The sequence below is a fragment of the Spirosoma oryzae genome, from assembly GCF_003002825.1.
Lineage (GTDB): Bacteria > Bacteroidota > Bacteroidia > Cytophagales > Spirosomataceae > Spirosoma > Spirosoma oryzae.
Map to the genome: position 1 here is coordinate 112,263 of NZ_PVTE01000013.1, position 25,528 is coordinate 137,790.

The 25,528-nt window shown below is 48.2% G+C and carries 19 protein-coding genes and 3 tRNA genes; 14 read left to right on the forward strand and 8 right to left on the reverse strand.

All coding sequences use genetic code 11. The features are described 5' to 3' along the window. Nucleotides 1-282: 282 nt before the first annotated feature. Nucleotides 283-1,293, reverse strand: coding sequence for a hypothetical protein (locus tag CLV58_RS16180; protein WP_245882353.1), 1,011 nt, complete (start codon nt 1,291-1,293; stop codon nt 283-285). 303 nt (nt 1,294-1,596) lie between these two features. Between CLV58_RS16180 and CLV58_RS16185 the strand changes: the two genes are divergently transcribed. The 6 genes from CLV58_RS16185 (at nt 1,597) to CLV58_RS16205 (ending at nt 6,518) form a co-directional block, all read left to right on the forward strand. Then, nucleotides 1,597-2,343 (forward strand): hypothetical protein, encoded by a 747-nt coding sequence (locus CLV58_RS16185; RefSeq protein WP_106138872.1) that lies wholly within the window; start codon nt 1,597-1,599, stop codon nt 2,341-2,343. A 493-nt stretch (nt 2,344-2,836) separates the two neighbouring features. Continuing rightward, nucleotides 2,837-2,910 (forward strand) — tRNA-Cys (locus tag CLV58_RS16190). Between the two features lies 1 nt (nt 2,911). Beyond that, nucleotides 2,912-2,984: transfer RNA gene (locus CLV58_RS16195), tRNA-Phe, on the forward strand. Between the two features lie 5 nt (nt 2,985-2,989). After that, nucleotides 2,990-3,071: transfer RNA gene (locus CLV58_RS28395), tRNA-Tyr, on the forward strand. Nucleotides 3,072-3,180: 109 nt separating this feature from the next. Beyond that, complete coding sequence (locus CLV58_RS16200) at nt 3,181-3,879, forward strand: DNA/RNA non-specific endonuclease (RefSeq protein ID WP_245882354.1); 699 nt, start codon at nt 3,181-3,183, stop codon at nt 3,877-3,879. Between the two features lie 1,049 nt (nt 3,880-4,928). Further along, on the forward strand, nt 4,929-6,518 hold the full coding sequence (locus CLV58_RS16205) for a matrixin family metalloprotease (protein ID WP_146141450.1): 1,590 nt from the start codon (nt 4,929-4,931) through the stop codon (nt 6,516-6,518). A 379-nt stretch (nt 6,519-6,897) separates the two neighbouring features. On the opposite strand, the gene CLV58_RS16210 is transcribed toward CLV58_RS16205, so the two are convergent. From CLV58_RS16210 to CLV58_RS16225, 4 genes are all read right to left on the reverse strand, one after another. Continuing rightward, nucleotides 6,898-8,526, reverse strand: a complete 1,629-nt coding sequence (locus tag CLV58_RS16210) for a cysteine peptidase family C39 domain-containing protein (RefSeq protein ID WP_106138874.1) — start codon at nt 8,524-8,526, stop codon at nt 6,898-6,900. 185 nt (nt 8,527-8,711) lie between these two features. Next, the gene (locus tag CLV58_RS16215; protein ID WP_106138875.1) at nt 8,712-10,019 is read right to left on the reverse strand and encodes an HlyD family secretion protein; all 1,308 of its coding nucleotides are present in this window, start codon (nt 10,017-10,019) and stop codon (nt 8,712-8,714) included. Between the two features lies 1 nt (nt 10,020). Continuing rightward, complete coding sequence (locus CLV58_RS16220) at nt 10,021-12,342, reverse strand: peptidase domain-containing ABC transporter (protein WP_106138876.1); 2,322 nt, start codon at nt 12,340-12,342, stop codon at nt 10,021-10,023. Between the two features lie 25 nt (nt 12,343-12,367). Further along, nucleotides 12,368-13,768 carry a DUF6734 family protein gene (locus CLV58_RS16225; RefSeq protein WP_146141451.1) on the reverse strand — a complete coding sequence of 467 codons (1,401 nt, stop codon included), beginning with the start codon at nt 13,766-13,768 and terminating at the stop codon, nt 12,368-12,370. A gap of 1,622 nt (nt 13,769-15,390) precedes the next feature. On the opposite strand from CLV58_RS16225, the gene CLV58_RS28400 reads away from it, so the two are divergent. Continuing rightward, nucleotides 15,391-15,552, forward strand: coding sequence for a hypothetical protein (locus CLV58_RS28400; RefSeq protein ID WP_170108720.1), 162 nt, complete (start codon nt 15,391-15,393; stop codon nt 15,550-15,552). 75 nt (nt 15,553-15,627) lie between these two features. Then, nucleotides 15,628-15,822, forward strand: a complete 195-nt coding sequence (locus CLV58_RS16245) for a hypothetical protein (protein ID WP_106138881.1) — start codon at nt 15,628-15,630, stop codon at nt 15,820-15,822. 370 nt (nt 15,823-16,192) lie between these two features. On the opposite strand, the gene CLV58_RS16255 is transcribed toward CLV58_RS16245, so the two are convergent. The 3 genes from CLV58_RS16255 to CLV58_RS16265 all read right to left on the reverse strand — a co-directional run bounded on the left by CLV58_RS16255 (nt 16,193) and on the right by CLV58_RS16265 (nt 20,946). Beyond that, the gene (locus CLV58_RS16255) at nt 16,193-17,620 is read right to left on the reverse strand and encodes an alpha/beta fold hydrolase (RefSeq protein WP_106138883.1); all 1,428 of its coding nucleotides are present in this window, start codon (nt 17,618-17,620) and stop codon (nt 16,193-16,195) included. Nucleotides 17,621-17,738: 118 nt separating this feature from the next. Further along, complete coding sequence (locus CLV58_RS16260) at nt 17,739-18,545, reverse strand: AraC family transcriptional regulator (RefSeq protein WP_106138884.1); 807 nt, start codon at nt 18,543-18,545, stop codon at nt 17,739-17,741. A gap of 250 nt (nt 18,546-18,795) precedes the next feature. Then, nucleotides 18,796-20,946: a hypothetical protein gene (locus CLV58_RS16265; RefSeq protein ID WP_106138885.1), complete on the reverse strand. Its 2,151-nt coding sequence runs from the start codon at nt 20,944-20,946 to the stop codon at nt 18,796-18,798. Nucleotides 20,947-21,284: 338 nt separating this feature from the next. Here CLV58_RS16265 and CLV58_RS28405 point away from each other — a divergent pair, with 338 nt between their 5' ends. The 6 genes from CLV58_RS28405 to CLV58_RS16295 all read left to right on the forward strand — a co-directional run bounded on the left by CLV58_RS28405 (nt 21,285) and on the right by CLV58_RS16295 (nt 25,505). Next, nucleotides 21,285-21,461 carry a hypothetical protein gene (locus CLV58_RS28405; protein ID WP_170108721.1) on the forward strand — a complete coding sequence of 59 codons (177 nt, stop codon included), beginning with the start codon at nt 21,285-21,287 and terminating at the stop codon, nt 21,459-21,461. Between the two features lie 583 nt (nt 21,462-22,044). After that, nucleotides 22,045-22,323 (forward strand): hypothetical protein, encoded by a 279-nt coding sequence (locus CLV58_RS16275; RefSeq protein ID WP_106138887.1) that lies wholly within the window; start codon nt 22,045-22,047, stop codon nt 22,321-22,323. A 476-nt stretch (nt 22,324-22,799) separates the two neighbouring features. Continuing rightward, nucleotides 22,800-23,087, forward strand: coding sequence for a hypothetical protein (locus CLV58_RS16280; protein WP_146141452.1), 288 nt, complete (start codon nt 22,800-22,802; stop codon nt 23,085-23,087). Between the two features lie 50 nt (nt 23,088-23,137). After that, nucleotides 23,138-24,052 carry a hypothetical protein gene (locus CLV58_RS16285; RefSeq protein ID WP_106138889.1) on the forward strand — a complete coding sequence of 305 codons (915 nt, stop codon included), beginning with the start codon at nt 23,138-23,140 and terminating at the stop codon, nt 24,050-24,052. 16 nt (nt 24,053-24,068) lie between these two features. Then, nucleotides 24,069-24,440, forward strand: coding sequence for a hypothetical protein (locus CLV58_RS16290; RefSeq protein WP_106138890.1), 372 nt, complete (start codon nt 24,069-24,071; stop codon nt 24,438-24,440). A gap of 63 nt (nt 24,441-24,503) precedes the next feature. Next, on the forward strand, nt 24,504-25,505 hold the full coding sequence (locus CLV58_RS16295) for a hypothetical protein (protein ID WP_106138891.1): 1,002 nt from the start codon (nt 24,504-24,506) through the stop codon (nt 25,503-25,505). Nucleotides 25,506-25,528 lie beyond the last annotated feature (23 nt).

A 25,528-nucleotide genomic window follows, 5' to 3' on the forward strand; every position in this document is an offset into this window, starting at 1 on the left:
CGTAGCCGATAAAGCGGTGTCAGTGCAGACTGGCACCGCTTTCCGGTTCGATGACACCAGCCTCGAAGCAAGGCTGAACGCTCCTCACTTTGCTCCACGCCCAGTAACGCCAGCAGAAACGCGTATACCAAGGCTACCATCATCATCAACTTGAGCCGATTAAGCCAGAACCACAACCGGGGCGACTGGATGGACAACTCACTTTTGGCAAAGCGCCAGCAGGTCTCAATTTGCCAGCGCCGGGCGTATGCTAACACCACCGACCAAAGCTGGTCAACATCATCACAGGGCTGATTGGTTAGCAAATAAATACCACGGCTCTTTTCCTTTCCCTAGTCGGCAGACAACTAACCAAAGTGCCTGCTCTGGGTAATCCGGGTGAGTAACGGGCAAGGCTAGAGCCCCACTCCGGCGCCACTGCTGGTGGTGGGCATCCCAGACCTGACGACGTACCCGAGCGGGTTTGCCACGAGCGATCTTCCAGGCATTACGTAGCCCCTTCTCATCAATAAGTTGATAGCGCTTGGGCCAGCGTACAACAAAGGGTACCGCCTGGCTGATCAGCACGCCCAGCCAGCGTTTACCCGCGTAGCCCCGATCGAACACATGCCACAGTCCCCGACCAAAGGCGTTGACGGCTTGCTCTAACAGATTGGCCTGTAGCGTTAGCCGATCCTGCGCATACTCACCCCGTGTGGTGTACCAGCGGAAGAAGGCTACGCAGGGGTGGATCTTCAAGCCCGCCAGTAGCAGGCCCATCCACTCAAAACCAGGCACATGCACCGGGTGTCCACCGGGCGGATTAAAGAAGCCGGGTTTGATGCGCTTTAGTCGCTTGGCTTTACTACTGCGTACGGCGCATAAGCCTTCGGATCGAATGCTCTCAGGCTTTTCAATGACACTTTCATCCCAGAGCAAGACTCCAACCTGGTTCTGCTGCTGAAGTTGGTGAGCCACCTGCTGGGCTTTGGCCAGCAGGAATTCCTCGATCAGCGAGTGATTCCAGTTTTTACTTCGTAGTAGGTTGCTGATGCGCTTAGTCCCAGCGGGTGCCTGGGCTTCCCCCAATAACTTACCACCTAACTCACTGAGCAACAAACCCAGACTGTTATGTCGGAAGCGGATAATGCAGCTCAATAAGGCGCTAAAGGTTGTCACTAGTCGTCGATCAAGCACCTGATCCAACTGCTGAGTCAAGGGCTGGACAAACTGGTAGAGTTTTCGCTGAAAATAGTCAGCCTGCTGTTTGATAAGGTCAGTTTGGGTACCGACTTTTACGGCGTCCTTGGACATAAGAAAACCTTCCGGTTAGTAGTTCGCACCACTAAATTCGGAAGGTTTTCGCTTTTAAGTCAATCTCAAAGTTCGGGATGACTCATGTTTTCGCTTCTATCCACACCATACCTGCTTTGAGCAGGTTGATAGGGTAAAGGTACTACCGAGTGCTGCTTGATGGAAATCGCCGTTACTGTGTTCATACAGGTCGCATGCGCCGATCTCATTTGTTGCAGTAAATTGCTGCAAGTAGTTGGCCGTCGCTGGCTTATGTATTAATAATCGTATTTGTTTACCACTCATTTTCAATTCTACCACGTCATGACCTCTGAGATTCTCGAACGGATCAAGCAGCCCATTCCCGATCAACTTTCCGTTACGACACAGACAACACCCGTTGTTTACTTCGGTGATTTTAACAAAGCGTCTGCCTGCACTATCTCGATCAACCCAAGCCACTGTGAATTCTACGGTAATACAGCTGTCCTCACGGGTGCAAAAAAACGGCTGGTTTCCAGAAAAGAGCTTAATAGAGCTGACGCGGAAGCATTGAGCCAGCAAGAAGCAGAAGAGGCACTTGACTACTGCAACAAATACTTTCGGCGCAATCCTTACAAAACTTGGTTCAATAAGTACGATGAGTTCCTGAAGCCGTGGGGCCTGTCATACTATGATGATTCAGTGGTTCATCTGGATCTAGTACAGTGGGCCACCACACCCCTGTGGAGTGGCCTTAGTCAGACTCAGAGAAACGCTCTGCTTCAATCAGATCTCCCTTTTCTGAAAACGCTTTTACAGAAGAAGTTCGATCGCATTTTCCTGAATGGCAAAACCGTTGTCAGCGCCGTTGAGCAGCACCTTGATCTGCACCTGACGCAATACAAGGCTACATTCAGTACACATGGGAAGAATCGAAGCACCAACTTCACAATCTATCATGGGTATTACAATGATTCGGAAGTAATTGGCTGGTCGTCCTACCTGCAGTCCATTGTAATTCCCGGTTATGAGGACGCTCGACAGCTTGCCTTAATTATTAAAGCCCGGCTAGAGTCAGACGAAAAATAGCCTGCCCTATAGCCGGTAATTACAATGTTGTTTGCTGTTCAGCGCATCATATCGGGTGGGCAAACTGGGGTCGATCCGATTTGGTTGGTAGTTGCAAATGAACTCGGCACATTCGCTGGCGAGTTTTCACTTGAGGAGTTGTCCACTGAAACGGGTTTCAATCGGCCATTGGAAGCTGACTATGGCTCGACGAGTACGTACTAGCCAAATAAGGAAGTGCGCTGAACGCAGAGCGGTGTCAGTGCTATTACGGTATCTTGTACGATGCTTTGGTTGCGAATGAGCGCCGGAACTGATAAAAAACGGCTGCGAGATTTTTTTGCTGAAAAATATTGCCTCGTAAAATCGCCCATCTATATTTGCGACATGAAAGCTCTTGGGCACACCACATTCTTTTCGTTTTATTGCTTTAGTCGGAAGCAAGCGGACGAATAGTGCCTAATCTATAGCCATTATGTAAGCCGCTTGCTCCACAGTAAGCGGCTTTTTTTGTGCCTAGTATGCTCATTGGATGGGCGTTGGTCTGCAAAACTGATGTAGTCAGTTCGATTCTGACACTAGGCTCCATGGAACTGTTACCGAGATGGTCAAGGTGCTGCACTGAAAATGCAGTTATGTCGGTTCGAGTCCGACCGGTTCCACAAATGAGTATGCGCCGAAGCAGGAGAGTCGGGGCGGTCTGTAAAACCGTTGTTCATACTGAGTAGGTTCGAATCCTATCATACCCACTTTACTTACATAAACTTGTAAGATTCAAGAAAGGACAGCTCCTTGCGGCAACGCAATTGCTTATCGGGGCTGGCAGGGTATGGGGCGCGTAGACTGTATCGTGCAGTCATGAGAAGCACCTTTTATCGATTGGCGGTTCTGTTTGTTTTTGTTCAGTTCAGCAGTTGCAAAACCGGCCCCACCCCAGATCCAGTCCCAACCACGCCTACCCGCGACAATAATCTGGCGATGGGCAACCCGTCGCATGCGGCAACGGCCGATATCAATAACTATCTGCCTGACAAAGGCACGTATGTTATAAGTTACAATGCAGGGCGTAGTGGCCCTAACTGGGTGAGCTGGCGCCTGTCGGCAGCCTGGAAAGGGAGTGCGTCGCGCTACAGCGGCAACTTCATTCCCGATACAGAGTTACCGGGCGTAGCGTATCAGGTGAGCCATGCCGACTATACGAACACGGGCTTTGATCGGGGGCATATGTGTCCCAGCGATGATCGGGACAGTACGGCCGCCGAGAACCGCACAACGTTTCTGTTGACCAACATCGTCCCACAGGCCCCCACGCATAACCGGCAGGCCTGGCGACTGTTGGAGGAGTATACACGATCATTGTTGACGGCGGGGAACGAATGCTATATCATCGCTGGCTCAACCGGGCAGGGTGGTACGGGGGATAATGGTACTGCGTCGACGCTGGCGAGTGGTAAACTGATCGTACCGAATGCTTTGTGGAAAGTGATTGTGGTACTGCCGGTGGGCAGCGACAATGTACAACGTGTCAATGCGCATACACGAATCATTGCGGTTTAGATGCCAAATACAAACCACAGTAGGAGAAGGAAAGTGGAGTGACAACCGGGTGAGTGTGGATCAGATCGAGATTTACTATCGAATGTGCCGCAGAGCGTGCAGAGGACGATTGAAGCGAATGTTGATCAGCTAACGCTACAATGTAGTTTTGGCAAACAGCAGACACGCACACGCTTAGCTGTCTTCTGGGGAGACCCTATTCAAGATGAAGTTGATCAATAATAACATGGGATGAGGTTAGAGTAGGGCGTTGCTACAGTAGCTTTTTCATGCTTTCGGCGATAGCAAGCGAGCCTCATTAAGGCTGGAATACAAGCAAACCCATAATCGAGATGCAGAATCAACATGCGCCTTGAGATGGTACTTGCCCTGATACATCTGAGCAGAATCGTACATGTGAAAGCAGAGTTAGGAATAATCGCTATCGAATAGTACGCATGGATATTAAAAATATACTCTTCTCGTATTTATAATTATTAAAAGAATATTTATAGCTTTGAGGTATATGTCTAGTTAAGTATTTAGGAAAAACCTATCCTTTGTTAATTACCATGAAGGTAGATATTGAGTATAAAACCTAAGGAATCATACTCAAATGTGTGTTGACATACTCATAAAAACGAGATATAGTAATTAACGTATATTCATTAAGAGAAGCTTGTTTTCTGCCTTTGTACAGTATTATCTTCGATGCATTAACACTGAAGACTAGTGATACTGACGCATGTCTTTGGTGCATAAATCTCATTAAAAGGGCAGCTTTCACATCCTTTTCAGGCTGCAATACAAGTTGCTGTTTTCAATTACATAAACCTCAATACAAAATCTTTCAAGTATCAATCATCTGTATTCTGCCACGATCCAGAGTAAAATACCTGTACAGAACGGCATTCAACTAAAACTAGGCTCTGCTGTCCGCTTCGACCTATTCAAGTGGTGTATTGTTACAGGTACCCACTAGTAGTAAAATCTTAATCTCTTTTCTAATCTGTATTGCTGTAAACAGCCTCATTTGTCCAGTAAATCCTATATAATCAATAGTTATAACCTTGCATAAACTCTATCTTATGAAGACTACTTTTTACCTGCTGATGATGCTGTCCTGCTTAAGTTTTTTACCCGCACTAGGGCAGGCGAAATACGATGACTTTCCAACCACAGTGCCCCGTAACGCGGATGTTGGTAAGAAAAAATCGAACAAAGATGGCCCGTCAACCAACTTCGTACCTATTGGGACAAGCTGGGGCCGACGGGTGCTTTCCTATGCGTTTGAAAATGGGACTGACGATATAGCTGGCGATAACGAACGGCAGGCTATCCGGGATGCTTTCGCGTTGTGGGCCGCGCAGACTGACTTAGCCTTTGTAGAGACCTGTAATCCGAGCGAAGCTGACATCTCCTTTAAGTGGGCGTCGGGCTACCATGGCGATCCAAATTGTCCGGGTGGGGGCGCCTTCGATGGTCGTTATACGGTTATCAATGGGCAATACGTGGGCGGGGCGATTCTGGCACACAATCTAGGCGGCCCAGCGCCAAATAGTTGCGATGGCCAGGCGGCTGATATCCACTTCGACGAAGATGAAGACTGGACGCTTGATCTGCGGGGGGACGGTAATCAAGCAATTGATTTAGTCAGTATAGCCGCTCACGAAATCGGGCACGCCCTGGGCCTATTTCATACATCCGTGCAGGGTTCATTGATGTGGGCTACTTACGGAGGTTCGCACCGTTTCTTGGGTTCAGATGACATCGCGGGTATTCAAAGCATCTACGGACCCCGGCAAAATGGTATTATCCGTTCACCTAATATTGACCTGAATACGCAACCAATATGCGGAGGGGTGATATTGGTTGTTGATGCACCTGTCGGTACGTCGGTAAGCTGGTCTTCGTCGGATCCTAACGCCTTATCCGTTGGTAGTAATGGCTACGCTTCCCGGCAGAATAATTTTAACGGCCAGGTAACAGTAACAGCGGTGGTCAGTACGAACTGTAGCAGCGTTACGCTCACTAAAGTAGTAAGCGTAGGAGCGGGACGGACGGGCGGCACTTACAGCTACGGTGGGAATACTTACAACGTAACTGGAAATACTGGTATTTCCGTATCCAACTCGTCGAATACAATTTACTTCAATCTCAATAATTCGACTGATCCCAATGCATCCTACTCATGGAGCGTTACCAATACGAACGGAAATGTGTATCATAGTTTGAGTACGGGTAAGACCGGTTCAATCACATTAGGCGGGGGAGCTTCTGCAACGGTCACATGTACTATAGCAACGCCTTGCGGACAAACTTCCATTACGTTCTCGTGCTATAACTATAGTGGCTCATGGCTGGTGGCTTACCCCAATCCCACTAGCGATCTGATGACTGTCACTGCCTTTAAGGAGAGTGGGGGGCCAAGTGAAGAGCGATCATCCAGTAACAGAAGTGATGTAGGAATTAACGCTACCCCAACCGCAGCAGAAACAACCGTTAAACTTCTTGACAAGAACAACAACGTTTTACGAGAGGGTAAGCTCGTTAACGGTGAAGTCCAGTTTTCGCTAGCTCAATTGCCCAACGGCATTTATTATCTACAGATGAATACGGATGAGCGCCGTATCAAAAGGCAGATTGTTGTTCAACATTGACCAGTTGCCCGGCTTTGTAAGTCAGTACAGTGATAACAAAGCCGGGTCAGAAGTAACGAATTAAATACAACTAAGCACCCGTCTCGTTTAGGGCGGGTGCTTAGTTGTATTTAGTGGTTGGCTTTACTGATTTCCTATTTATTAGTGAGTGTAGTCAATTAATACACAATGGTTGGTTAATTGACTATCTCAGCTAACGCTTCAACTGCCTGAGTTGTATATAGATCTGTTGCTCATGTGGATTAGGCCACACACAGTAGTATCCTATCAAACATTCAGTTTCTGTATAAGCGCTGCAATTTGATAGATGATACACCCATCAGCACCTACTTAATAATAATTTTGATAATAGGTTTATGAGAAGTTTACGAATAAATTACTAATATTTCGAAGCACTTTCTGACAGTTCACCCGTTAAGGGAGAATACAAGGAATATCGCACCAGATCGCTCATTCGATAAGGAGTTGGAAGTAATTTTCCATCAAGTATAATAGCGGGAGTGTAAATGAAATTATTCTGTTCGCTCCAAGCCTGAGTGTGACGAATTAGCTCATCCCATTGAGAACTCTGTGAATCAATTGGATACAAGTTCGCCCACGACTCAAAATTTCTTGACCCAAACCAAGAGTCAAGTGCAGATACTAGCTGCTCAGGTTGGTAGTTGGCAAGCGCGTACATATGTCGTACGACTTTAACCCGTTCATCTGAGGGATTATCGATGTCGGCGACAAAGCGCATGATGATCCGTACACGGTCCGGAAAGCGAAAGAGTAATTCACTAAGATACTGATGAGCCAGCGCACAGGGCTTACAGAAAGGATTACTAAGTACGATAATTGTAACAGGGCTTTGGGGATTTCCTAAACAAATATCAGCTGGTTCGTCAATATGCCCTAGTAATGATTGTTCACTTAATACAGCCTGAAAAATAGTTTTATTTTGCCGGATTGATAATAAGTCACGCTTCAGCTGATCAATTTGTTGATAGGAATTCAAGTAAGGTTTTATGATAATGTTCACAAAGCCCACAATTGATAAGCAAGAAGCCAATAAATAAAAATCTGTGTAACTAAATGCCAACGGCTTACTGACTATTAGTCCCATGGTAATAGTCAGTAACCAAATTAAACTCTGCACTCCTACGCATAAGGGGCACCACTGCTTAATTACCTTAGCTTGGTAATATATCGAAAATATGGTGTAAGGCATGCATAGTAAACTTTCTACGAATAGAATCGCGATCAGACTAGGGGTTGATCCAGCAAACGCAGCAAGAAGTAAACACAAATAATTACCAGTGAAATAAATAAATCCAATTTCGGCCATACTGATAAGACCTCCTAGGGAGGCAGCAGGCGAACGTAGAACCCGCTTACAATTTGTCTTTGGGGTAAGCTGACAGAGGGATTGTAGGAGAGAGTGACCTGAATTATATTCTTCTCTGATCAATAACCAAGATAGTATACTGCCACCTAAATAGAACGTAGCTATTATAAATATAGCGGGATTAGACGTGAGTAGCCAACCCAAGCTGAGCAGAAAAATCAGAAAAAAGATCTGGAAAATTTTTCGAAAATTGGCTGCTACCTCCCGAGAATAGTTTGTCTTGTAATCAGCTTCTCCTGACTGTTTATCGGCCGCTACCAGTAAAGCGATTCCCGTCCATTTTGCGCTAAACTCCTTGTAATCTTCACGAATGACGCCTTGATCCGAATCGAAATAAATTACTTCGTTATCTGATACAGATAATAAGTCGATAAAATAGGACTGCTCATCTCCCGCTGATAATTGAGCGATGGCGGGGAAGGGAAGAGAAACGAGTTGATCAGACTCCACGCGAATAGCTATTGTCTCAACATGCCATCGATGCAGAGCGGTCGCAATAGACTCCAGGCTAGACTGGTTTAGTTCCTGAAAAGTGCGTCGAATCGTTGTAGCCGTCACTGATACGTTCAACTGGCGCAAAATATGGCGTGTGATCTTATATTGATTATCAAAGTGGGTCATACTGATGTGTATTTTTAATGCCAATAGTTTTAACGAGCCAATTTGCTTGAAAAAGATTTCGGATAGTAAATGAACAAGATTAATATAGTACTAGACTAGCATTAACAGAAGATTATTAAATGTCATGAGTCAGCATACATGTTATGACCAAGTGACGAGTAGCTGCAGTTTATCGTCTCTCTGGTTCAGTTGTATTCCCGGCTACTGTTGCTGATCAATTCTTTGAACTGATACACTATTTTTTCCAGAAGCCGGTGCGAATCTGTAATGACTTCTGCACTTCCTGTTAGGCCTACCTTATAGGGAAGACGTTGATCCGCACTTGTTTGCAAACCGGCTGGAAGGAGGACTCGGGCCAGTATAGAGCCATCTTTGGAAGGTATTTCGCTAATAGATACGATCTTTCCCCGTACAACTCCATACCGCTCAAACGGGTAGGCTGCTAATTTAATTAATACTCGCTGGCCGATCCGGACTTGACCATAATTTTGCTGGGCAATTCGAATCTCTCCGAAATAACCTTTAGCCGTAGGAGTGACGAGAAATAATTCTTGACCACTTGTAATTGGTTGGTTTTCCTGAACCAGCGACGAATTGAACAAACGCCCATCGACCGGGGCAAAAAGTATATATTGATGTTGCCAGTTTAGCACCGCTGCGCGCAGAATCTGTAAGCTCTGCATGAACGTCTTGCGCTCGTCGGACTGAGTTCGTTGTAATTCCAATAACTCGACCTGCTTACTGTGCTGATTTATCTGATTGGCCACCAATGCTGATTTTGTCTGCTGAAATGGTAACTGACGGGCTAACAATTTGCTCTCTTCTCGTTTCAGATCAAGGGGAGAAATGACCCGTTGGGCCAACAACTGCTTCTGAATGGCAAACTCTTCTTCAGCCAATACAGCATCTTTCTGCTGGATAGTCTGTTGTTGCTCTAGGGCTTGAGTCGCTTGCTGTAAATCAGTCAGTTCCTGTTTTAATAAGTTCTGCTTTTGGCCATAAAAACCAGGCTCAAGGGAAGCACAGAAGGCAACGTAATCAGTATAGAATGTTTGAAAATTAGCTTGTAGCTCTCCCAGTTGTTGGAAGTGTGTCAAGTGCATACGGGATACATTCGCAAATTCCCCTTTTTCCATATAAGCTCTCGCGGCTGTTAGGGCTAGGCTTAGTCGGTGAATTTCACTTGGTTTAGCGAGACTTTCCAGATAAGCCAACGCCGTTTCTGACTTTACCCAGGCTCCATCCTTGACTAGTAGCCGTTTCAATTTACCGTCATGGGTAGCTAGCACTGCTTTTGGCGTGTTTACGGGCGTTAATAGAAATTCAGCGCGCACGATGTCAGGGTATTGAATCACCCAAGCGAGGACAATTAAGCTAAGTAGGATTAAAAAGATAACGCTAGTCCCCCAGTGCATAATCCAGTTGGGTGGCCGGGAAAGCATTTCCTGTGCTTCTTCCGATCGTAAATCCACGGGTGTAATAAGTGGGTCCATGTCAAATACTTACTTCTAGTTGATTTTTTACCAGCTGCCAGTATGCTCCCTGTTGACGGATTAATTCCTCATGGCTTCCGGTTTCTATAATTTTCCCTTTGCCCAAAACAATAATCTTGTTGGCTTGGCGGACGGTACTTAATCGATGAGCCACAATCAACACAGTCCGGCTGGCAAAAAAAGTTTGCAGATTGTTGACAATGTCCGTCTCATTATTGGCATCCAAAGCATTAGTAGCTTCATCGAAAAAAATAAATTGGGGATCTTTGTAAACAGCACGCGCAATTAAAATGCGCTGCCGCTGCCCCTGAGAGATACCATTTCCCTCAGCTCCGATCTTAGTATTGATACCAGCGGGTAGCCTATCTATAAACTCCTGAAGATTGGCCATCCGAACAGCCTGAGTTAAACGATTCCGGTCAATATGATCATCTCCCACCGCGATGTTGCGGGCAATGGTGTCTGAAAATAGGGCTCCATCCTGCATTACAACCCCGCATTGGCTTCGCCATTGAGAATGATTAACGGAGCGCAGAGTAGAAGCACCCAGGCGTATTTCGCCCGTAAACGGTTCATAGAAGCGGAGCAGTAATTTTAATAGAGTTGTCTTTCCACTACCACTCATACCAACGATGGCCGTTGTTGTTCCACTAGGAATAGTCAGGTTAATCCCTTCTAGGACCAGTTCATTACCGGCTCCTGGATAGCGGAAGGACAGATTAACCATGTGAAGCGAAGCGGACAAAGGAAGTGGTATAGTTGCGCTGCCATCTTCAATTTGTTCATCGGCCAGAGTATGAATTTCATTAAGGCGCTCCAGGCTGAGTTTCGCATCCTGAAAACCCTGTACGAAACCCACCAATTGATCAATGGGAGCATTTAGCTGTCCAATAACATATTGCATGGCTAACATGCCTCCTAATGTTAGCTGACCATCAATCACTAATTTGGCCGCCAGACATGTAATCAGAACATTTTTACTTTCATTGAGAGCAAAGGTTCCGAATTGTTGAATCTGACTGTACGTTAATCCTTTCGTTTGTAACCCGAACAGCTTAATTTGAATCCGTTCCCATCCCCAACGCATGGGTCTCTCTGCATTGGCGAGCTTGATGTCCTGCATACCCTGTATGAACTGGACAAGGTAATTCTGGTTCTTAGCGGCTAAATCAAATCGCAATGCATCCAATTTTCTTCGCTGCCTGAGAAAAAGGCTTACCCATCCCACGTATAACAGAGTGAAAAGGCCAAAAATCAAGAAAATTGTACGGTTATAAATCAGTAAGACAACACCAAATATTAACAGATTAACAATCGAGAAAAAAACGGATAACGTCTGCCCAGTCAGAAATGATTGAATCCGGTTGTGATCACCAATCCGCTGCATAATATCTCCTAACTTCTTGGTGTCAAAGAATGACAACGGCAGATTCATTAGTTTGATAAAAAAGTCGGATAGGATATTTAGATTAACGCGAGAACTTATGTGAAGCAGAATCCAGGATCGAATAAAATCGATAGACAGACGGCCTGCAATCATCACTAGCTGAGCGGTCAGTACTAAGTAGATAAAAGACAGGTTTTGAGTATTGATGCCCACATCAACAATCGACTGCGTTAAAAAGGGAAATAGCAGTTGTAGGCCACTGGTGGCTAAAACGCCAAGTAGCAGTTGAACAAATAATCGCTTATAAGTTATTAAATAGAAACCAACGCTTTTGAAAGAGTAGGAAGTCATTTTTTCTTCGACTGTTTCGAAGAACGCGGGGGTAGGTTCAAGCAACAGGACTACGCCTTTATCGGTATTCCCCTGTCTCGTCGACAGCCAATGCTGACAGAATTCCTCAGCTGAGTAGGTTAATAAACCAGTCCCGGGATCGGCTACCTTTATAGTTATGGAGCGACTATTCTGGACTGCTGACAAAGAGGAAGTACCTTTACCTGTTTTCAGTTCGTAATCATCGCTTTCAGAATCTTCGGAAAAGCTTATTTTACGCCGTCCACCCATAATAGAAGCCATCCAGTTGCGGGTCGCTTTTACTTCGTAAACAACCACGAAATGATTTTGATCCCAGTGAACGATGCAGGGCAAGGGCACCTTTGTTAATAATGTGTCAAATGTGGCATGTGCTCCGAGGGTCCTGAGTCCGATCGTTTCACCGGCCTCCGCAATGCCCAACAACGAAACGCCTTCCCGATTAATCTGCGATTTATCCCGGATCGACTGCGCGCTGAATGATCGGCCGTAATATTTAGCAATCATACGTAAACACGTCGGCCCGCAGTCCATCTGATCGTGCTGGCGGTAGAATGGAAATGACATAGACGTCTGGGCTTACTTAGTAAGATTAATCCTTTTCACTGTCTGAAAGCCATTTGATGGCTCCCCAACTGAGTAACTCCCGAATCCTTGCAATGACAAGGTTCTGAAATGTGTCTGCTTGCTGTTGTATCTCAACAGAGTTATAATAGCCGGCAATTTCCTGAACCACATCCTGGATAGTTTTTTTCTGGTGAAAGGCATCCAGTAAAACCATATTCAGGCTGTCCAGCGTCATATGTACCGTATTGAGCGCATGCACGTTGATAAAATGCAGGGTCTGACAGAGCACCGATTCATAATGTTCAGTAATAAAGGCATCGTCATCAAAGCAGAATAACTGTTGTAGCAATTCACCTTCGGCCAGATTGAACACGAAGTCCACCTGTTCGTCCAGGCTCATTTGTTTTGCGTAGAAATATGTCCACCCATCGGCCTGGTCGTTCCGGGTTAAATTCCCCTGATTATAAGCATCCTTAAGGGAATTAAAGTAGCATGAGTCATATGCTGTAATTGATAGAGCGGGATGCTCGTAGGTTGGATTTGCTAACGGACCATTGTGGGTGCGACAAAGCTTAAGAACTGCATAATATGTATTAGGAAAATCACAACGAAGTCGCTTCCCCAAATTCATAGTTATTGCCGTATTGCGTTTGTACTGACCCATCGCATGCAGGAAAGTTTGCTTAACTGGAGCATCCTCAAAATTGGATAAACCAGGATAAGTAACATCGGTGATTGGCTGATCACCCAACTGACAACCCACTGATATTTGCTCGTGTTGAGCCAGGTAGTAGAGTAAACACTGCTCCATAAACATGTTAATGTCCCGGGCATGAAGTTGACGAATAAAATTCTGATTTCTTTCAACAAATGTTAAAGCTTCCTGGTAATAAGTGTCAAAAAAGTGAGCTTGGCATCCTCCAATTATACCAGCGTTGTAAGCATAGTATTCAATTGAATCAGTCGGTACGTAGTGTGGCAGATGTCCTTTCAGACTAGTTACTACTTGCACTGATTTCTTATACATTGGAAATTGATATTCCAGATTTTGAACAATTAGCTGATTGTTGAGTAAGCTTTCTGCAAAAGAGTCAAAAATAAATACGTCATTATCAACGTGTAAAAAAGGTTCCTTTTGGATACTCTGCGCATAAATCTTCGCTAGTCCCCAAAAAATAGGTGGCTGTTCGTCTAATTTATTTAACTCAACTCGTACAGATGTATAAGGTAATTTTAGTTGCTCAATCAGCACTTGATAACCGAGTTCATCGGTTACCAACTCGATTTTATCATAATATCTACGTAGCAGATTGGCACTTAAAGCCGTGCTCATCCAGTGGTATTCAGCCGAGTACCATCCCCCAGTTATTAATAGCGGATCAAAGTTTTTAGCACCGCCCGACCAAAATGATTGTACTATTTTCATGAGCAGCTAGAATTGATGAGCAATAAACATTTTAACGTTTAAACTTTAACATTGCTACGGTTCGAGGAAAGCATAGAATATATTAGAACTATTTATATGGCTTAGTATTTTTTCATTATTAAAACTATGTGTTGTGTAATTTAATTGTTAATATATAGGTGGTCATATCGGCAAATAAATTATTATATATGAGTATTATTAATCAATGATAAATTTATGTATTTATTTTTTAGAATTTTTTATAAGTGTGTAAAAAAAGTTTTTACATATGTTCTATTTAGGGAACTGATTATGAAGATTGAATAGTTGATATGCGTTATGTGAAATTAATTTACACCTAATAGCACTACATAGATAACTCGATTTTATGCAGTAGTATTTGTGTGAAATTTTTTTTGTTTTATGGACATGTAATATTATAAATGGCATGTGAATAATTGAACTTAAAAGCTATCAAGTTATATATGCAACTGGGTATTGATTTAAAGAACATTCAGTTCCTCCGATCAGGTACAGTTATACATATACGCAATTGTTAGTAAGAGTTGAAACATTTTCATAGCTCTTACTAACAATTAATTAATGATCAACATTCACTAACTTCAGTACCTGATACCTGCGTACACCCTGCTCCATGGTCACCTCCATCTGTATTGAAGTACGGATATCCTCCGCCAGTGCCTGGGTTGGGGTTGCTGCCCGGAGGTGGATATGAAGGTGGAGTAGCAGGGCTTCCTCCTTGAGGTGGAGACGTTGGGCCATAAGCTCCTCCATCACCACCCAATACCTTCCGCTGTTGTTCTTTAGACAGAATTTCAATTGCATCAAAATTCAATCCGGCAAATTTTGGATTTAACATTTCTAGAATATGACGCACCTTCCGGTTAGTACAACACTTTTCCTTCGTGTGTCATATTTGCAAAACAACTTGCTTATCATTACTTGTTAATTAAATCATAGTTAATATTACATTAATGACATATTAAGTTTTACAAGCGGAGCGTATACAGCTATGATGTGTCGGATAGATATCAAACATAACACGCAATATGATAATTGTTTCATTAATATATTCAGTTGTTACTTGTTCGATAACACTTACGCAGGTGAACACCTTTAAGACGATGCGGTGAAATATTGGTCGTTTACAAACTCCTGCGATTAGTACTCCGAAAGAAGTACCGCCCAAACATTGCTATAACCATGATCGCGGAGCCGACAAACGTAAGTCCCTGTTCGCCGGTTTCGCGACCAACGTATTTGAGCACAATCAGCCCGCCAAAAGAGTAGTAGCAGTATCGGTGATACGTCAATCTCCCGTGTCTGTCGGCATAGGTAGCTGTTGCAGATCTCATCGACTACGTAGGCGTCGATAACCGCTTCGCGCCGGATGCGGTCGGCCAGTTCGACGATCATGCGCGGGTTACCTTCGCTTGTATTGGATACTACACACGGAAGTGGGGCGACCACCGGGTTCGCATCGATGAGATCGAGTAGCGAACGGGTTACATTCTGCTGTCGAACGTGCCTAAAACAGTACAAAAATTATAGAAGCCGGTACTGATATGGTCAGCAACGATGCTTGGCCTGATTCACTTTGCAACTTTAACCTATCCATCTTCTTGCAAACCAACGTCTTCGTTACCCTGCTGCTGGTTGGTCTGCATGGCCCCAGCCTGGCCCAGCTTACGCCGTCCCATCCAGACTGGGAACGATTTACCAAACGTACTTACGTAGCCGGTAACGACACGCTTCGCTATCGGTTGTTGTATCCGCTCAACTAAGAAAGCCGTAAAAAGTATCCGCTCCTGCTGTATCTGCACGGCAACGGAGAGCGGGGCAATGATAACCAGACTTCAATGGTGCGCGTGCTCACGGCGCTGACCAATGAATCCGGTCGTCAACAGTTCCCCTATTTTATTCTGGTGCCCCAGTGTCCCAGGAAGCAGGGATGGGTCGACTTCCCCCACTTTTCCCAAAGTCTGCGCACGTCGGCTGAGCCAATCCGTCCTGCCCAGCTAACCTTGGCGCTTGTGGGCGAGTTAATCGATTAATTGGCCATTGATCCAGATCGCGTTTACCTTACGGGTTACTCCAGCGGAGGAGAAGGGGCCTTCGATCTACTGATGCGACCGCCCAGGCTATTTACGGCGGCTATCCCTGTGTGCTCAGTGGCGGACAGGTCTCGGGCAAAATCGATTCATGCCATCCCGGTGTGGCTCTTTCACGGCTCGGCCGACAGTGTCAACCCAGCGGTGTATTCCCGGCTGATGGTAGCGGCCCTATGTCAGCATGGAGGGAACCCTGTCTATACAGAGCATAGCGGGGCTGGTCACAACATTATCCAGCAGGCGTACGCAGAAGCAGGTTTATTTGAGTGGCTGTTTGGCCAAAGCAAACGCTACCATAAACTAAGAGCAATACCTAGTAAGCGATAATCTCCTTGCGATCTGACACTACTTTTTTGTGGGGATTCCTCAGAAAAGCCTGCATGAAGCGATCCATCTCAGGGCCGCTAACCATGTGGGCCCGATTCAGAAACAATAGTCGTTGACTGTTGGGCATGTAATGATGAATGCGATCGATGTAAAGTGGGCGACACGCATTGTCCATAGCACCGTCAGTCAATAACGCCGGTTTGGTCGAGTAGAACGGCTCTTTGGTTTCTGCTTTCACAGGTGCTACCTGCCAGCAATCACACATCTCCTTGTAGACATCATTGATGTGATAGCCCCGTAGATACGGGTAGGCGTTGTAGAGTTGTCGGATAACGGTCTCGCTGTGGTACGTGGCCTGATCCGCGCAGTAGACCGATATTCGCATGCCCGATGGGCCAACCCCACCCGCAAAGAGTCGATCAAGCATTGGCTTGACGTAAGGCGCATGATTACCCTGGATCAGTTCCGTTGCGATGTAAGCAATGTCTCTTATCGGGGCCCGGACCAAGATACCCAGCAAATCACTGCGGGTGTATTGAATGGGTATAGGCTGACTCGTGCCCTTTTCGAGGTAGGGTATGGTGAAGGTCTGTCCATCGATCGCGGTGAAATAGCGTTCAAATCGTGCTTTCAGATTCCGGTATCGATCGGTATGGGTTGAATCCTGCTCGACGTGCTGCCAGAGCACCGCCAATGATTCCGCAAAGTTGGCCGGTTCATCTTCATCGATCGGTACAAAAGTGGGAAGGGGCGAGTCAAGAATTAAGGACCGGACAGGGGCCGGGTTTTTCTGGAGTACGGCCAGCATAAGCCCCCCACTATACGAGCCCCCGAACAGATTGACCGAATCAAGCCGCAGCGTAGCAATCAGATCCTGCAGGTCCGCTGCGCTTTCGTCGGTGTTGTAGGCCGACAAATCGATGCCCTGTGCTTCCAGCGTCTTTTTATAGCGTTTAACGCCCACCACGACCATACTGTCCTTATTTAGGTTTTTGCGGTATGACTCCTTGATGGCATTGCTCAAATCGTCACGCCATAAGTTGGGCACCGCGTAGCGCGTGCCGCGTTGCTCAAAGGCAATACAATCCCGGTCATTGATCACTAGTCCCTGGGGAACGCTTCGGGTCCAGCCCAGTGAGCTTCCCCCAGGCCCACCGGCCGTAAATAGTAGTGGATCTTTCCGCTTATGCGGATTTTTGCTTTCCACTACCATGAAAGGCAGCTTCAGGGTCTTTGCGTTGGGGCGGCTACGGTTTTCGGGCACAATCAGATACGCACAACGCGAACGAAAGCTGCTGTCGATGGATACGGGACAAGCGCAGGGCTCAACAGGCCGGATCACCCCCGGCTGACTATACGCCCAGGAAAAAGGGCTACAAGCTGCGACTACCAGCAGCCACAAGAATCGGTTCATGCGCGGTTGATTTATGTTTCCACAAAGCAACCGCGTTACCCGCAGCGAGCGTAGTAAAAAACGGACAAAATGACGCTCTGTACTCTCGCTGACAGTCAACTGGTAGCCCTCCGGCTGCCTAGCGCGACTGGCCTACCTTGTGACCCGTAAACTTGACGACGTCTTTGTAGAAATGGCTCAGGTCATAGTAACCGTAGTCCTCGCAGGCGAATCGATTCTTATCGGCAACATAGGCTGAGAGCGCGGCCCGAATCCGTAGCTGGGATAAGTAGTGCTTGGGGGAGATACCCACCACGCGATGAAAATAACGATTGATGGTTCTGGAGGTAGCAAACAGTCGGTCGGCGAGCTGACCAGGGTTCAACACTAACCCACTCGCTTCAAAGGTGCCAATTGTGTCGGCGACGAAGGTGCGGTAATGGTTGACTTTTTTATGCTGCTGGTATTGATTCAGGAAGAAGTGCTGGAGTAGTTCGATGCGCTGCTCAAACTGGTCGACTTGTTTAACGCACTGAATCAGGCTGGCCGGTAAAACGGTTTCGAGCCGGACTACCTGATCAATCAATGGCGGCTGACTGATACCGAGTATCGCTTCCAGGCCGCCTGGATAAAACTTGATGGTGAAAATAGAATCGGTTGGCAGGTTGAAGCGTTCGACGGTGGTATTGCGCAGGATGAGTACGTCGGTATTGGCCTGGATCTGGTAGCGCTTCGCACCAATTGCCAGCTGATAAGGTGGGCCCAGATTGAGATAGCAGGTCGGCGTCCAGCTGGGAAACATTTTGATGGTAAACCGACTGTCAGCCACATAGCGGTAGGTTTCCTCGGCCGATGACTCGGCAAAGAACTCAATGAAGCTGGCCAGCTCACCGGTGGGGGCATAAAACCGGTATAGTTTTTTGATGTTTTCGAAGATTTCAGTCATCGACGTCAGGCGGGGGATCGACGAGCGGTGCTTGTCAGCCCTAATCTAGGTGATAAATCATACTTGTGCGCTACTAAATATGATCAACGGAGGATTTCGATTGCCGGCAGTCAATAGTATGTGTTAGTTTGTATTCAAGGATGTACAAAACTCGTCAAACGCTCCCTCGTTAGACAAAGAATCATTCGTCTTACGGGGGAGCGTTTGACGAGTTTTTTTTAGTATTGGCCAAATTCTGTAGCGTACGTGCCTAAAAGAATGCGGTGCTCATGCTCTGTAATTTCATGCCCTGCTGCCACATTTCGTCATACATCTGCCGCACCTGTTCACGGGTATACCCCCATACGACGTACTGCGCATTAGTATCGGGATCCCAGATACCCGAATAACGTATTTCGTTTCCCGAACGGACGGCGTCCACGATGGTAAGTTTACGCTTTGATCCCCACATTTCGCCGTACTTCTGCTGGAACTCCTGCATGGTCAGGTTCACAAAGGCGTATTGCTTGTTGTTACCAGGCACCCAGACGGCGTCATACCGGATACCACCATTGTTGGGCAGGCACCAACTATTCAAATGAATCAGACGCTGATTGGCTTTTGCCCTGTCGAAAAATTGCTTTCCAAAATCGGCCTGCGCGTAGCCCTGTATCCAATTTGCTGAGGCTGCACCTGCGTACCAGATTGCATTGATACGTACCTGGCCATCGGCCAGCAGATAAGAATCCAGGTGGGTCAGCCCTTTCCCTGCGGCCTGCTGCTTGGTGTTCTCCGCCTGAAAGTCGGCCACCGCCCAGCCCCATATAATATAAGGAGCGTTTTTGCTGGGGTTGAAGATGCCATCGTAGCGGGTAATGCCCTGCTTAGTGTACGCCTGCTGACTGGTTAGATACAGGCCCTGTTTGGCCAGCGCGGCCGCCTTTGCTTTCAGGGCGTTCAGGTCCATTCCCCATACATAGGCTTGGGCATTAGCGTTCGGCTTCCAGCACGCGCACACGTATTCGCCCGCAGCCGCCGTATCACCCAACTGCGTTTTCACGATCCGTCGTCGGTTGCCGCTCGTCAGCGCCTTACGCATTCGTTCAACCTGCTGCGGGGAATACGTATTGTCGAAGCACCCCTTGTAATAACTCATCGCCAGCGTCCGGTCGGGGCTATACGTAACGGGTGTACCATCGCTCAGCGTCAACGTTATGGTACCATCTTTGCCACAAGCATTGCCCGTTCCAGCCAGCATGTTTTCGAGTTGCAAAATGTGCGTTCCCTCATCGGGGGGGGTATCGGTTACGGCCCCTCGGTCGCCGTCCAGTAGCAGGGTTAGATCGCCGTTAGGAGCTTCAGTACGGTGGTCCTCGATATAGTCCGTTACACGTTTACGGATAAGCGCTAATTTCTGGTCGATTGTGGTGGTGGGGTCCGTGAATTCAGCGTTGGACAAGTAAAAGCCACCGCCGAACGTGTGCCACAGGTGGAGAAAATGGCCCATCTCGTGCGCCTGAAACCCGTGTACGTACCCGTGGGCCTCCCCATCGGTGGTGCCAATCTCACCACTTAGTTTAACGAACTCCAGATCCTCCCATGAAAAGCCGCCCCCCGACGGGCTGCTGAGCACCCACCGCTGAGCGGCATCATCGAAATTATAAGTAGTACCTTCGGCGTACAGGAGGACCATCTTTTCGGGGTATCTGGCAGCATAGGTATTGCGGTCCGGCGTGGTTGTGTACTGATTGGCCAATGCTTCCATTTCCTGGGCTGTCAGGGGCGTCTTTTTACTGAGTTGCTCCTGAACGGCAGCAGGCAGCACAAAATCCTGATTCAATCGGGTGTTATTGACAATCTCTAGATCGGCGCTGGGGTAGAACACAAACTCAATCCCGGCCATAGGCACGAAAATTTCGTTTACAGCCGCCACAATCTTTTGCATGGCAGGCCCCAACACCTGGGCGGTCTGACCCACCCGTGCCCCAGACAATAACCCGTCGTCATTGCGGCAAAAAATGGCTTGTAGGCGTACCCGCAGTTTAGGGTTAAAGGACGTACCGGGAATCACATCCTTTACCGCTATTGTTTCCGACTTGGTGACGCGTGGATCACCTGTAGTCAACACGAAATCAATTTGTTCTGACGAATCGGCTACGCTACGGAACGAACGTACGGGCTCCAGAAGACTTGTTCGCCGGATGGTACGCGTAGGTTGAAGGTTGAGTTTCCGGCTATGATATGGCCCCAGTGCGTAGTAGGCGGCCAAGTCATCATGCCGATCATCAGCGTGCTCGGGCGCGCCCAGCGAGGGGCGTCGGGGCAGCAGTGCCAGTGCCTGCTGTAGCTGCTGGGGCGTTACTAAGGCGCTGGCCCCAATCTCTGCTAGCTTACGACGAATAAAGGTGGTTGTGGTTTCCATTTGAGTTTGATTTACAGCAATCAAACCTACCGGATAGAGGATTGAGTGTCAATCAGATAAACATCTGAGAGTATAAGCTGGACGCAGCTATAAGCTTCCCAGAAAATGCTCATTTTACGAATTACTATTCTCACTCAAGGTGTAATAATTAGTGTAAAGATTTTACGGCAATGTGCTGAGAGCGAAAATTAGCTAGATTCCGAAAGAAGCCAGGCTGAGTAGTCATTCCATTTCGGAGCAGGACCCAAAGCTGGGAATCGGCCATCTGGCCAAGGGTTAAGTTGAGGAATAGATCCTGCCGTGTCAGGGCTTCGGCAAATGAGCAACTGGGTTTGCTGATGTCGTTCACTTTGCTTAGTTCGTCGGCCCATTCGCCGGTGATCTGGGGCAAACAGGCGACGGCGGTGTACTTGGCTTTGTTGGGCTGGTTGACGGCTCCGATCGTTGCCAGTATAGCCTGCCCGATGGTGCGGCTATTGCCCAGACCGGTTGAGGTTGTGTCAGGGGTTAGCTGACTGCCGAGTGGCTTAACATGGGCAGTTCTGCTGCCAGCTCATGAGGGATTTAAGCCGCTCATGTTTTCTATTGTAATGGCGCGCCTTTCGTAGTGTATGACTGGGGGGACTATCAGCGAGTACGTCTGGCGTCGCGTGGGGGAGCGCGTGGCTAGTGAGTGTCATACTGGTTGCCCCCGCTTGATACCAAAATATCAACGGTTGTATTACTCACTTTTATATACATACGTATGTATATAAAAGTGGAGATTCTTTGTTTTATCTAATTTGTATTTCAGGTAAAAACTGGCGTCTGGGCGTGGATAAATGAAGCGATTTAAGGCGATCTGCAGGCTTATCTGGGCATGGTGCAATACCTACACTACCGAGTCAGGCCGGCCCGTCGGCGGGGTTTCTGGGTCTGTAGAATGAGATGAGATTGATAGCTAGTTGCTGACTAGTTGTGGAGTGTGAAAGGTGAGAATTAACTGCCCGCAGCGGCTGTAACAACCCTCACGCTTGATCGATCGGGCTGAATCGACGTATCTTCGCTGACTGTCAACTAATTGTTGTTTTCGGTACATATCCAAGCTATATTCTCGAAATGATTTTGCATTCTGAAAATCCATTTGTGGCGGCCAAATCGACCCAGACTGTCACCGTATTCGCTCCCGATGATTACCGGCTCTCACTGCTGCTTATGACGCTTCCGGCAATGTCGCTACGTGTGCTGTACTACGCACTGGCCAATCTGGAGTCTGACGGCTCGATAGAGATCAGGCCGCAGGTGATCGGGCTTATGGCCTCGACAACCGGAACCTATGTCAGTGAGTCGGTACGCACATTGGTAAAATACAAGATATTGGCGCGTCGTACCCGCTGAAAATATTGGCTCTCGCCCAACGTGGCGCGAACGATGCAGATTCAGTTCTGATAGCCGCATGAGAATTGGCTGTACGATTTTTCCGGGGGATGACAATGCATTCGATTCTCATCGGCTATCAGAATAAAAAAATCTACTGCCGTATTGCGTACTGACCAGTAGTCAATACCGTTTCCCGTCTGGCCAGCAAAAATCGCGTCAGCAGTTTTCAAATCGGTAATACCGTTTCCCGTTGTCAGTTCCCTAGAATTTCATTTGTGTATTTCCACGCCGTTCCTGTATGAGCCGGGGGGGTAGATAAAAAAGTCCGCGCCGGGCCGGGGGTCGCAGCCGATAGTCCCCATTTTTAAGTACACACGTGATTCCTTCTCCCCGATTTTCCTCGGCTTTGATTGACACCGGGGGAAGCAAAAATCTACCTACAAGCGACTGTATGTTAAAATATTGGTTACCTCAGTATTTTCTTGATTTGGGCCATGCGGAAACGATACGCCGTTGTTGACCCCGAAACGGGGATGCTCGTCGACCGCGAAAACCTACCTGTCGGGCAACGTGCGCGAAAAGCTGCAACTGGGCATGCCTTCACCGATTCTACAAAGTACGGTGTTGGAGCCGCGCATATCGTGCTTCAACAGGATCGGCTTATGCATAAATCGGGACAAAACAGCAAACGCGCCTATTCGCTGAGAGCGCTACGCAATCTGTCCCTTGCCATCGCTGAACCACTTACCCTATTTGAGTCAATTCCGGTGAACGTAAAGTGATTCTGAACGAATTACGCTAAGAAGGCAGTAACTTTATTGTCGTCGCGGAAATGGAGAACAGGGCAGGTAAAGGTGGGCTCGTTCACAAGGTTAACCGCATTCAGAACCTGTACCCCAAAGATAGTCGGGGTATTGTCAAATGGATGCTGGATAATCAGTTGCTGTACGCCGACAGACAAAAAGCCCCGCAATGGCTTGCGGGGCTATTATCAAGCGGTCCCGTTGACGAGTACTCCGCCAATTCGAAGCCCGACTCAACTAAGGTACTTGAGGCTACGAAGGTAGTTAGAACTTTTAAGAACATAAAAGTCTCTGTTACCCCCAACCTAGTCGTTACCCAACTAGCTTCCACGATCGCACAGGCATTTCCTGGTGTAGAGATCGTTACCGATCCGGCGGCTCGTGAGCAAGCACTGGCCGAAAGTGGGGCGCTGGCGCTGCTCGACGAGCGACGGCCGCTGCTGCTGGCCGAAACCCAACTGGAAACCTACGGCGAAGCCTCGCACGTCGTCGTTGGGCCCCCGTTGCCAACGCAGTTGTACAAAGCCAATCCGGACGGTAGCCGCACGCGCTGGCCGAAGGGTACGGCCTACTACGATGCCGAATCCGATACGACCCAGTACCTGCTGTTCGATGCGGCCGGGCTCGATGCGCTGCGTAACCGCTTCTCACAGGGTACGGGCTACAGCGGGGAGGTCGAAACCTTCCAGACGCTGCGGGATTTCTACAATCAGGCGGAAGTGGTCAAACTGCTGGAAGAAGAAAACGGCTTTTTGCGGCCCGACCAGGCCTTCGAGCGGGTGGTCGATTACTACCCAATCCGCACGGTCAATTCCAGTCAGGACGCCCGCACCAAAAGCCGGGGCTTCTCGCGCACGCTCGACGAGTCGCGCCAGCTTGTCAACCGGCAGAGCGCGTCGAATGCGGTACTGCTGCGCGACCCCATTACCACGATGGGCGACTGACTACGAAGGCGCCGTTTTGGATATCTTGGAGCATGGCCGTCTGGTGGAAAACATCAACAGTCTGATCAACGGTATCCAGTCGGATTATACCGGCCCGCGTAAGGCGCAGATGGTGGTGACCTACCTCGAACAGCGCCGGGAGGACTTCCAGAACCACCGTCAGCGCGGGGCGGAAACCTACGAACGGCGCGGCTTCGCCAGTTGGATCGATACGCTGATCCACCGTTATACCCAGTCGGTGTTCTCGCTCAATTCCTGTCTGCCCCTCAAACAGACGGGTACCTACGCTGCGGCACTGGGTCAGGGTATTATCGACGATGAGTACATGCGCAGTATTGAAGCGACGTCGTTGCTGGCCAAACTGACGGGGGCGGCATACAGCAACTAGGATGCGCCTACCACCATCGTCGACTGTACCGCTCAGGGCTATGATACCGCCGAGCGGCCCTACATGGAAGAAATGTTCGGTAACGATATGGGCGATCCGCTCAGAAAACAGCGTCAGGTAAAACGCTTCGCCACGGTGCTCGACAGGCTGACGCACTCACAGACGCTGTACACGGGCGACGTGGAGTGGTCCGATCTGGGGCTCAACAGCAAGACGCTCGACAATGGGCAGAAAGCACTGCGGGCCTTCGACCAGTGGAATACCGAATACGGCCTGGCCGCCATGAAACGGGCTGACCGCGCGGTGATTCTGTCCTACTACACGGCCGCCAAACACCAGGCGATCGGGGAGGGGCTGGCCGAAGGTACCGATCAGTACTGGGATCGGGTGGCCGACCTGACCGAGCGTGTGGTGTACGCCACCAACCAGATGTCGAACCTGACGGAAATGACGCCGATGCAGACCTCGACGGACTTTATTGCGAAAATCCTGGGGTTGTATTCGGGCCAACAGCAAAAGCTGCTCAACACGGTCATGCAGGCTGTCAATCATTACGTCAAAACCGGGGAGGGTTCGCCCGAAGCGGTTGCAGCGCTCAAACAACTGGGTGTCGTGTTCGGCTGGTCAGTGGTCTTCAACGCGGCCTGGTTAGCCGCTATTTCGGCAGGTTCTGCGGCACTAATGGCGATTCTGAGCGGTGATCCTCCTCGGCCGTGGGAAGAGACCAAAACCCGAATTGGTTACGATTTCTTGCGCAACATCGCCGGCACTGTTCCGGGCCTGGTCCAACAGGCCATCGAGTACTGGCTGTCGCAAGTGGATGACCGGCCCGGTACTGATCCGCTACTTCTGATAACCGCAGCTGAGAACATTCAAACGGGTCTCGATGCGATCAGCGGCATGGCCGGCTACATCACGGCGGAAGATGAAGCCAAGCGCGAAAAAGCATTGGATTCGGTGATCCTAAACGTGACCAACTTCGCTTCCAAAGCAACGGGTACCCCGGCTAGTGTGGTGCGGCTGGGGCGCGAATGGCTGACAACGGATAAGGACGATCTAGAGTGAAAAGCTTAATTATGGCTCCTGTT

What these genes read in the sequence shown, in the direction of transcription:
- CLV58_RS16180 (WP_245882353.1), bottom strand. Translation starts at nt 1,293, where the DNA reads ATGTCCAAGGACGCCGTAAAAGTCGGTACCCAAACTGACCTTATCAAA.
- CLV58_RS16185 (WP_106138872.1), top strand. Translation starts at nt 1,597, where the DNA reads ATGACCTCTGAGATTCTCGAACGGATCAAGCAGCCCATTCCCGATCAA.
- CLV58_RS16200 (WP_245882354.1), top strand. Translation starts at nt 3,181, where the DNA reads ATGAGAAGCACCTTTTATCGATTGGCGGTTCTGTTTGTTTTTGTTCAG.
- CLV58_RS16210 (WP_106138874.1), bottom strand. Translation starts at nt 8,526, where the DNA reads ATGACCCACTTTGATAATCAATATAAGATCACACGCCATATTTTGCGC.
- CLV58_RS16215 (WP_106138875.1), bottom strand. Translation starts at nt 10,019, where the DNA reads ATGGACCCACTTATTACACCCGTGGATTTACGATCGGAAGAAGCACAG.
- CLV58_RS16220 (WP_106138876.1), bottom strand. Translation starts at nt 12,342, where the DNA reads ATGTCATTTCCATTCTACCGCCAGCACGATCAGATGGACTGCGGGCCG.
- CLV58_RS16225 (WP_146141451.1), bottom strand. Translation starts at nt 13,768, where the DNA reads ATGAAAATAGTACAATCATTTTGGTCGGGCGGTGCTAAAAACTTTGAT.
- CLV58_RS16245 (WP_106138881.1), top strand. Translation starts at nt 15,628, where the DNA reads ATGGTGCGCGTGCTCACGGCGCTGACCAATGAATCCGGTCGTCAACAG.
- CLV58_RS16255 (WP_106138883.1), bottom strand. Translation starts at nt 17,620, where the DNA reads ATGAACCGATTCTTGTGGCTGCTGGTAGTCGCAGCTTGTAGCCCTTTT.
- CLV58_RS16260 (WP_106138884.1), bottom strand. Translation starts at nt 18,545, where the DNA reads ATGACTGAAATCTTCGAAAACATCAAAAAACTATACCGGTTTTATGCC.
- CLV58_RS16265 (WP_106138885.1), bottom strand. Translation starts at nt 20,946, where the DNA reads ATGGAAACCACAACCACCTTTATTCGTCGTAAGCTAGCAGAGATTGGG.
- CLV58_RS28405 (WP_170108721.1), top strand. Translation starts at nt 21,285, where the DNA reads ATGTCGTTCACTTTGCTTAGTTCGTCGGCCCATTCGCCGGTGATCTGG.
- CLV58_RS16275 (WP_106138887.1), top strand. Translation starts at nt 22,045, where the DNA reads ATGATTTTGCATTCTGAAAATCCATTTGTGGCGGCCAAATCGACCCAG.
- CLV58_RS16280 (WP_146141452.1), top strand. Translation starts at nt 22,800, where the DNA reads ATGCGGAAACGATACGCCGTTGTTGACCCCGAAACGGGGATGCTCGTC.
- CLV58_RS16285 (WP_106138889.1), top strand. Translation starts at nt 23,138, where the DNA reads ATGGAGAACAGGGCAGGTAAAGGTGGGCTCGTTCACAAGGTTAACCGC.
- CLV58_RS16295 (WP_106138891.1), top strand. Translation starts at nt 24,504, where the DNA reads ATGGAAGAAATGTTCGGTAACGATATGGGCGATCCGCTCAGAAAACAG.